The sequence below is a fragment of the Winogradskyella sp. genome, from assembly GCF_013042245.1.
Taxonomy (GTDB): Bacteria; Bacteroidota; Bacteroidia; order Flavobacteriales; family Flavobacteriaceae; genus Winogradskyella.
The window spans coordinates 1-9,592 of record NZ_JABDQL010000151.1; the positions used below are offsets into that span (position 1 = coordinate 1).

Below are 9,592 nucleotides of genomic sequence, written 5' to 3' on the forward strand. Positions count from 1 at the left end.
AATAATCTTGTTGAAATCGACTATTAAGATACTGAAAATCAATAACTTAAACAAGTTTAAGACGTTGTTTTTCAATGAATTAAGCTTGTTTTTTTATCTATTTACCAACCCTTGATTCGCATTAATAGATAAAAGCTAATTACATTAAGGCATATCTTACTAGGTATGTTTTTTATTGTTGAAGACCTAAAAGTGCGTTAAATAAATACTAAATAGCCTATGTAACCCATACCATAATTATCTGTTTGCGTATTTTGAAGCAAAATTTAAAACCAACATATTTTGAAACATTTACGTATTAAACTTCTGTTTGTTTGTTTCGCATTTTTAGTATTCTCTTGTAATACAGCGAAAAAAGCAAGCAAAGCAAAGAAAGGCAGCCCAACTGCTGCTGCCAAAGCATCTGCTAAAAAACCCAAAAAAGGCGCAATTAAACCTTACAGTAAAGTCATTACCAAAGATGCTAAAACAGATAAAGGTTTGTTTGATATTCATAAATTAGACGATAAATTTTTCTACGAAATTCCAGATTCCCTTTTCGAGAGAGAAATGTTAATGGTGACTCGTATCGCTAAAACTGCCAATGGTATTGGTTTTGGTGGCGGTAAACAAAACACTCAAGTTTTACGTTGGCAAAAGAAAGACAAAAAGGTATTGCTTCGAGTAGTTTCTCATCAAGTTGTTGCAGCAGACTCATTACCTGTGCATGAAGCTGTAGTTAACTCAAATTTTGAGCCAATACTTTATGCGTTTCCTATAAAAGCATTCAGTAAAGATTCTACTAAAACAGTAATCGATGTTACACCTATGTTTAGCAAAGATGTTAAGGCATTGGGATTCCCTCAAGGTAGACGTCAAGCATATAGAATTACCCGATTAGATTCAGAAAAGTCTTTTATAGAATCATTAAAAAGTTATCCTGAAAATATTGAAGCAAGACACGTAAAAACATATGCAGCTGGTCGTCCACCTTCAAATTCAAGTACAGGAACAATTTCGTTAGAAATTAATAACTCAATGATTCTTTTACCAAAAGTACCGATGCAACGTCGTAATTTTGATCAACGTGTTGGATGGTTTGGTAGAGGTCAAACCGATTATGGTTTAGATGCTCAAGAAAGTAAAACGGTGCGTTATTTAGACCGTTGGAGACTAGAAGTTAAAGATGAAGATATTGAAAAATTTAAGCGTGGTGAATTAGTTGAACCAAAGAAGCCTATTGTTTATTACGTAGACAGAGCTACACCAGACCAATGGAAAAAATACATAAAGCAAGGTATCGAAGATTGGCAAGTTGCTTTTGAAGCTGCAGGTTTCAAAAATGCTATTATAGCAAAAGACCCACCAACAGTTGAGGAAGACCCAGAATGGTCACCAGAAGATGTACGTTATTCTGTTGTACGTTATTTAGCGTCTCCAATACCAAACGCAAATGGACCTCACGTAAGTGATCCTCGTTCTGGAGAAATTTTAGAAAGTGATATTAACTGGTACCACAACGTAATGACATTATTACGTAACTGGTTCTTTGTACAAACTGCTGCCATAAACCCGGATGCTCGTGGTGTTGCTTTTAAAGATGAAGTAATGGGACGCTTAATTCGTTTTGTATCTGCTCACGAAGTAGGACACACTTTAGGATTACCTCATAATATGGGTAGTAGTGTTGCATATAAAGTTGAGGATTTAAGAAACCCTGAGTTTACTAAAAAATATGGTACAGCACCGTCAATTATGGATTATGCTCGTTTTAATTACGTTGCACAACCTGGTGATGAAGGCGTGACTTTAATGCCAAACATTGGACCATACGATAAGTACGCCATTAATTGGGGTTACAGACCTATTTTAGAAGCAAAGTCTGCTGAGGACGAAAAGAAAACATTAGACAGCTGGATTTTAGAAAAAGCTGGCGACCCAATGTACCGTTTTGGAAGACAACAACGCCCAGTTATTGACCCAAGCTCTCAAACTGAAGATTTAGGTGACGACGCTGTTTTAGCAAGTGAATATGGAATAAAAAACCTTAAGCGTATAGTACCTAACTTAATCGAGTGGACTGCCGAAGACGGTAAAAATTATGATGATTTAGAAACCATGTATAATCAAGTCCTTGGACAATTTAATCGCTATATGGGTCATGTATCCAATAATATAGGTGGTGTTTATGAAATCTATAAAACCTACGATCAAGATGGTGCTGTTTATACACATGTTGCTGACGACCACCAGAAAAAAGCAATGAATTTTATACAAAATCAATTATTTACAACGCCTAATTGGATGTTGGACAACAATATTTTTAATAAAATTGAAAGTGCTGGACATATAGAGCGTGTAAGAGGTATTCAAACACGTACACTAAATAATATTATGGATTTTGGAAGAATGCAACGTCTTCTAGAAAATGAATCCATAAATGGCGATAAAGCTTACGGTCTTTACGATATGATGAAAGACTTAAGAAGGGGTTTATTCAGCGAATTACGTTCAGGGAAGAAAATCGATATTTACAGACGTAACCTTCAACGTGCTTATATTGAACGTGTGGAGTTTATCATGAAAAATGAACAACCAAATATCCCTGCTCAATTTAGACGCTTCTTCGGAGGAACATCTGTTAACGTCAGTCAGTCTGATATTAGAGCTGTTGTAAGAGCAGAATTAAAATCACTGCGCTCTCAATTGAGAAATGCTCGTGGTGGAGATTCTATGAGCAGAATTCACATTTCTGACGCTTTAGAACGTGTAAATAATATCTTAGACCCAAAATAATCTAAAGATTTTATATAATCTTAAAAAGCCTCAAAGTTTATTTGAGGCTTTTTATTTTAAGATAGTTTTAATGGCTTGATGATAAGCTTCAAATTCAATTAGGTTATTATGATTACCGTTTTCCACAGTATAGAAACTTAGATTAGGTATATCTAATTCTAAAAGCTTTTTACCAGATTCATAAGGCACAATATTGTCTGCTCTCCCATGAATTATTGAAATTTCACAATTAGTATTTGGTAGATACTTATAAGTCGGAAACTTATATTTTAATAATCGTTTTACTAGAAAAAAAGGAAATCTACTTTTTGCCACATCTTCAATACTGTAATAAGGCGTTTCAAGAATTAACTGTTTTACTTTATTGTTTGAAGCCAGATAAGAAGCGATTCCTGTACCTAGTGAGCGCCCATATAAAGTAATATCATTTACTGAATAAGATTTCAACAAATAATCATAACAAAGCTGTGCATCTTTATAGAAAGCAGCTTCACTTAATTTCCCTATACTTTTCCCGTAAGTCCTATAATCGATAATTAAAACATCATAATTTAAGCCTACAAAATATTCGGTAATTTTCCCCCAACGACTCAAATCTCCTGCGTTACCATGAAAGTATAAGATAACACCTTTAGGAGTTTCGGCTTTAAAATGAAGTGCATTGATTAGGGCATCATCGCCTGTTTTAAAAAATAACTCTTCAAATGGATAATTAAATTCGAACTGATAATCTTGTTCTAACTTTGTAGGTAAAAACAATAACTTTTCCTGAAAAAAATATAATGATGCTCCTACCATGAGATATAAGGCTAAAAGTATAACTGCAATTCTTTTAAGCCTTTTTTTTAGTTTGTTTTGCACTGTGAATAACGTTAATACTTGTAGTTTCTAAGTCGATGGCTTTTGGTTCTCTATTCAAAATGTCGTCTAACATTTTATGGTAAGATTCAAAATTATTTAAGTTCTTATGACCACCACCAATTACAGTATATAATTCTGTAAGTTTTGGATTGATTTGAGATAATTTTACACTCGATTTATACGGAATTAACTTATCATGAGTTCCATGAATAATATGAATAGGACATTGCACATACTTTAACCATTTGTAAGTTGGTAACGGATACTTCAGCAAAATAGACAAGGGCATAAAGGGCATATAACGTCCTGTAACTTTTGTTAGGCTGTAATATGGGGCGTCTAAAATGAGTTTTTTAGGATTATTCATAGATGCTAATTTTGTAGCAAAACCTGAGCCTAAAGAACGACCGTAAAGTATGATTCTGTCTTCGGTAGTTTTCTCCTTAACCTTATTGTAAACCAATTGTAAATCGCGTTTAATAGCTTTTTGAGAACGCTTACCTGTACTCTTACCAAAACCACGATAATCAACCATTAAAACGTTGTAGCCATGGCGTGTAAAATCTACAGCAAACTTACCCCAACCTTTAATACTTTTTGAATTTCCCTTGAGATAAATAACAACACCTTTACTCTCGCCTTTTGGATAAAAACGTAAACCATTAATAATTGCTCCATCTCGGGTTTCTAGATTATATTCTTTGGTTTCTTGATTTTCATAATCAAACTGAAAACCCTTGGGCAATTTTTCGGGCTTGAATAATACGTAATCTTGAATGTAATACAGTGCAATGCTTATTGCTATGTATATGCCAAGAATTAATAAAATAGTTGAAATCCAGTATTGCATAATTATTTAAGGAATTAGCAACAAGATACTAAATATGTAAGAATAGTGATTGTCAGTAAATCTTTATTCATTTTAATATTAATCAGTGAAGTTCATCTTCAATTTAATATTTAATGTAGGTTTTAGTGAAATATCCTATACTTGTCATGGTAAAAAAATTGATATTTCTACTTATCCATATCGCATTAGCTTTTCAAAATCATGCTCAAAAAGTAGATAATTTAGTTTTTAAAAATGGAATAGACAACCCAAATATGCAAACCGTGCATCATTTTAGGATATTTAGTTCTCGTATTAGACAAAACTTCAAAATTCGTCCAAGTAAAAACAAATCCTTAAGTTTCAACTATGCTAGCGGTAACAATTTTCAACCCTTTGATGAAACCCACCTTACAAAAAACCCAGCTCTAAGGGAAGTATTAAATCAAGTAACTTAGTTTCAAAGAAGATTTAATTTTGCAGACCAAGAAACAACTCTCACAGATTATTACAATATTGTTATAGATGCTGTTATAAAAGAATTTAGGTTTAATTTCACCTTACCAATTGTAAAAGGACACAAAATAAATATCAATACAAGGTCTTATCTAATTACTGATGGTAGTTATTTTTTTCAGTTCTTACAAGCGATGAATCGATAGAATGGTTTCATAGTAATATCACTGGCGGAGAAGACCCTTTTGGGAGACGATTTTACGGATTAAATCAAGTTAATTTCAACTATAATAACCGCAATGAAAACATCTTAAACCTAAGTAAGAATATTTTTTTATTAGTATGTCCGTAATCAGTAATAATTTAGATTTCAAACACATTCTGTCACATTGAGCACTTCGACTACGCTCTGTGACCACGCTCTAAATGACAGATACATTCTGATTATTACACTTTAAGGATATACAGTACGAGGGGTAACATAATGGCGTCACAACACTCTATTATGTTCCTTTATCTAACTGGCCCTTAATTTACACTTATGGCTGTGAAAAAACTTTAAACTCTCCATGTACATAAAATAAGATTTTTCTGTAAATAACGCAGCAGATATACAAACGGGAATAAACTTATATGTTCCACTAGAGAATAAATCAAGCATAAAAAACAGACAAGTGTTAAATAATGTTAAAAAAACTAGTATTTTTAAACGCTTTTGGCTTTAAGTAGTCATATAAAAGAACAAAATGTTTAACGAAAGTGTTTCAATAAAGAAATTCCAGTAAATCGATTAAAAAACAATAAAAATTAAAACCATGAAAAAATTATTAGTACTTGCATTAACTCTCTGTACATTAACAGGCTTTGCACAAAAAGACAAATCGGACAAGAAAAAAGATTTAATGGAGCGCCTTGCAAAGAGACCTTCTCCTGAAGAACGTGCAGAAATACAAACCAAACAAATGGCATTAAGATTAGATTTGTCAGATAAACAACAGACACAAGTTCAAGAATTGTTGCTTGCACATTACAAGGATAGCTATGACAAGATAGACATCGACAAAACACCTGTCAAAGACATGACTCAAGAAGAACGTCAGAAAATGAGAATAGCACGTCTTGATTCACAAATAGAATTAAAAGCAAGTATGAAAACCATCCTTGATGATACACAATATGCCAAATATTCTCAAATGATGGAACGTAAAATGCAAAAAGGCAAGAAAAGAGGAAAAAGAAGAAATTAATTCTTATAAAGTAATTAAAAAAGAGTGCCTTTAGCACTCTTTTTTTATGCTATATCTTTAGCAAATTCTTGTACAGCTTTAATAGTTTCGTCTAAATTTTCATAAGACAAAGCATCTGTTATAAACCAAGTCTCAAAAGCACTTGGTGCAATATAAATACCTTGATTTAGCATACTATGAAAAAACGTTTTAAACGTTTCATTATTTCCCTTAGCTGCACTATTAAAATCATAAACTGGATTTTTGTCAAAATGAACAGATATCATAGAGCCAACTCTATTTATAGTATGTTCAATTTTAAATTCTGAAAGCACACTAGAAATACCTTTATGAAGGTATATAGTTTTCTCTTCTAATCGCTTAAATAAATCCTTATCAGAATTAATAGTATTTAACATTGCTAAGCCTGCCGCCATTGCTAATGGGTTACCACTTAAAGTTCCTGCTTGATATACTGGCCCTATAGGTGCTAAATGGTTCATTATTTCATTTCTAGCAGCGAAAGCACCTACGGGCAATCCACCACCAATAACCTTACCAAAACAAACAATATCCGCATGCACACCATACAACTCTTGTGCACCACCTTTAGCTAATCTAAAACCGGTCATTACTTCATCAAATATTAGCAATATGTTATCGGCATTGCAAAGCGAGCGCAGACCCTCTAAAAACTCTTTTTTAGGCGGAATACATCCCATGTTACCAGCAACTGGCTCAATAATAATAGCAGCAATTTCATTTTTATTAGCAGTAACTAATTCTTCAACATTTTGCAAATTATTATAGTCAGATAATAATGTGTCTTTTGCTGTACCTTGAGTTACTCCGGGACTATTTGGTGTTCCAAAAGTAGCACCACCACTTCCAGCTGCTATTAAAAAAGCGTCACTATGCCCATGATAACAACCAGAAAATTTTATAATCTTATCTCTACCTGTAAATCCTCGTGCCAATCGCACAGCACTCATACATGCTTCTGTTCCTGAATTTACAAAACGAATTTTATCAATATTTGGCACCATGGACACAGCTAGATCCGCTATCTCTGTTTCAATTGCTGTTGGCATACCAAATGATGTCCCAGATTCTGCTTTGGCTTTTACAGCTTCAACAACTGGCTCAAAAGCATGCCCTAATAGCATTGGACCCCAAGAATTAATATAATCTATATATCGGTTTCCATCTTCGTCATAAACGTAAGCTCCTTTAGCAGATTTTGCAAAAATAGGTGTTCCTCCTACACCTTTAAACGCGCGTACAGGTGAATTTACTCCTCCTGGAATCACATCTTGAGCTTCTTTAAAAAGAGCGCTACTTCGTTGATACAACATAATTGTAAGCTTAATTTATTTTAAGAATTTGCCCAATAGACAAATCATTTGATGTTAGTTTATTTTTTCTTTTAATTTCTTCTACAGAAACTCTATACTTTGTACTTAAAGAGTATAATGTATCTCCCTTTACAATGGTATGGGTTATTACTTCTACAGAATCCGCAGACTTCTTTGATTTTCCTCCTAAAACTTTCGCATCGTATTTATAGAGCTCATAGCGCTCAATTAAGCTTATTAATTTTTGAGGATATTTTCTATCTGTTGCATAGCCTGCAGCTCGTAAACCTCTAGCCCAACCTTTATAATCATTAGCTTTTAATTTAAAAAGTTTTGCATAGCGCTTTCTACCTACCAAAAAATCGGAATGGTCTTTATAAGATTTAGAAGCTTGCTTATACTTTCTGAAACATTCTTGAGAGCGATCATCATCATGGTAGATTTTAGCTCCCTTCCAACCATGGCACTTTATACCAAAATGGTTGTTTGCTTCTTTTGCCAATCGACCATTTCCTGAACCCGACTCCAAAATACCTTGTGCTAGAGTTATGCTTGCTGGGATTTTTGAAGTACGCATCTCGGACATTGCTATTTGCGCATAAGTATCAATGTAAGTATCAACAGAAGTTCTCGTTTTTGGTTTTTTTGTTAATAAACTTCCAGAATTTTCTTTAACTACAACTTCTTCTGTTTTTGTTTTTGACTTCTCCTTTTTTGTAACCACACCCTTTTTAGAACCACAAGCCATCGCAAAGCACAATACAATTATTATAAGAAATCTTATTTTCATTTAAACATAGATTAAGGGCATTGACTTGGCTTTTAACCTTTGATTCATCCCTTCAATTCCTTGAATTCCTCCAGTGTGAATTATCAGAATTTTCGAATCGCTTTCAAACTTACCCAATTTTATCATATCCATTATACCAAAAAGCATTTTACCAGTATAAATAGGGTCTAATGGTATATCGTATTTTAATTTAAAAGCATTAATAAACGTTACTAATGAGGTATTTATTTTAGCATAACCACCAAAATGATAATCATTAATTAATTGCCAATTTTCATTATTTGCAAATTTAGCAATTTCTTCACTTAAAAAATGACCTTTTAACGCAGGAAAACCTAATATTTTTTGATACTTTTTTGAAGCATTTATCAATCCAGAAATTGTTCCTCCAGTACCAACACAAGTGCATATATAATCGTATTGGGCATCTTTAGAATTGAGTATCTCTTCGCATCCTTTAACTGCCTGATGATTTGTACCGCCTTCAGGTATTAAATAAAAATCTCCAAATCTATTTTTAAGCTCATCTTGAAAGTACTGAGAGGTCTTATTCCTGTAATCTTCTCGAGTAACAAAATGAAAACTCATACCATTTTCTTGAGCAAATTTTAACGTTGAATTTACATTTATTTCCCCTTGCAATTCTTCGCCCCTGATAACACCAATCGCTTTTAAGCCATTAATCCTAGCTGCATATGCCATTGCAGCTATATGATTAGAAAACGCGCCTCCAAAAGTTAGTATAGTATCTTTTTTTAGCCGCTTAGCCTCAAGTAAGTTATACTTTAACTTTCTATATTTATTACCAGAAATAAAAGGGTGAATTAAATCTTCGCGCTTTATATAAAGCTGAATATTTTTATCATTTTCAATAGGAATCTGTTGTACTTGCGAGTTCATCTTGGCATCAAAAATAATGTATAAAATTCCAAAATGGTCGCTTTTTTAAAAACTTATGATTGCGCTCATTTTGATAGGCTTCTTTTTCAAAAGAAATAGATAAATAAGCATGCAGCCAACTTCTCAATTTAATAAGCCTAACTAAAAACTCAACAACATAGAGCAAATAAAAAAACACGATTAAAAGCTCAACTTGTTGCCGAAGATGAATCTTCTCATGATTAAGCAACACTTTATTTAGAATCAAATCTTTTCGTTTTAAAAAAATAAACGGAAGTAAATAATCCTCGGGGCAAGCCCACGAGGCATTAAAATAATTTCAATTGATTATTCTTTTTCAAACTTTTATAATCCTTTTCAACACCTTGTTCCTTAACATAATTTGCTATCAATTTTTCAG

At 33.0% G+C, this 9,592-nt stretch carries 8 protein-coding genes; 3 read left to right on the top strand and 5 right to left on the bottom strand.

Annotated elements, in window-relative coordinates; translation table 11 throughout:
• The first annotated feature begins 279 nt into the window (after window positions 1-279).
• On the top strand, window positions 280-2,775 hold the full coding sequence (locus tag HKP48_RS11960) for a zinc-dependent metalloprotease (protein ID WP_296346174.1): 2,496 nt from the start codon (window positions 280-282) through the stop codon (window positions 2,773-2,775).
• 51 nt (window positions 2,776-2,826) lie between these two features.
• Here HKP48_RS11960 and HKP48_RS11965 read toward each other — a convergent pair whose 3' ends face one another.
• Both HKP48_RS11965 and HKP48_RS11970 read right to left on the bottom strand, forming a co-directional pair.
• A complete protein-coding gene (locus HKP48_RS11965; RefSeq protein ID WP_296346160.1) occupies window positions 2,827-3,636 on the bottom strand; it encodes an alpha/beta hydrolase in 810 nt (269 codons plus the stop codon).
• On the bottom strand, window positions 3,608-4,486 hold the full coding sequence (locus tag HKP48_RS11970; protein ID WP_296346162.1) for an alpha/beta fold hydrolase: 879 nt from the start codon (window positions 4,484-4,486) through the stop codon (window positions 3,608-3,610). The genes HKP48_RS11965 and HKP48_RS11970 overlap by 29 nt, the downstream gene beginning before the upstream one ends.
• 146 nt (window positions 4,487-4,632) lie before the next feature.
• Between HKP48_RS11970 and HKP48_RS11975 the strand changes: the two genes are divergently transcribed.
• Together HKP48_RS11975 and HKP48_RS11980 are read left to right on the top strand one after the other, a co-directional pair.
• Window positions 4,633-4,923 carry a hypothetical protein gene (locus HKP48_RS11975; protein WP_296346163.1) on the top strand — a complete coding sequence of 97 codons (291 nt, stop codon included), beginning with the start codon at window positions 4,633-4,635 and terminating at the stop codon, window positions 4,921-4,923.
• Window positions 4,924-5,736: 813 nt separating this feature from the next.
• Window positions 5,737-6,168, top strand: a complete 432-nt coding sequence (locus tag HKP48_RS11980) for a hypothetical protein (RefSeq protein ID WP_296346165.1) — start codon at window positions 5,737-5,739, stop codon at window positions 6,166-6,168.
• A 44-nt stretch (window positions 6,169-6,212) separates the two neighbouring features.
• On the opposite strand, the gene hemL is transcribed toward HKP48_RS11980, so the two are convergent.
• From hemL to HKP48_RS11995, 3 genes are read right to left on the bottom strand one after another with little or no spacing between them, the layout of a single operon-like run.
• On the bottom strand, window positions 6,213-7,502 hold the full coding sequence (hemL, locus tag HKP48_RS11985) for a glutamate-1-semialdehyde 2,1-aminomutase (RefSeq protein ID WP_296346167.1): 1,290 nt from the start codon (window positions 7,500-7,502) through the stop codon (window positions 6,213-6,215).
• 10 nt (window positions 7,503-7,512) lie between these two features.
• A complete protein-coding gene (locus HKP48_RS11990; protein ID WP_296346169.1) occupies window positions 7,513-8,292 on the bottom strand; it encodes a glucosaminidase domain-containing protein in 780 nt (259 codons plus the stop codon).
• Window positions 8,293-9,192, bottom strand: coding sequence for a pyridoxal-phosphate dependent enzyme (locus tag HKP48_RS11995; RefSeq protein ID WP_296346172.1), 900 nt, complete (start codon window positions 9,190-9,192; stop codon window positions 8,293-8,295).
• Window positions 9,193-9,592 lie beyond the last annotated feature (400 nt).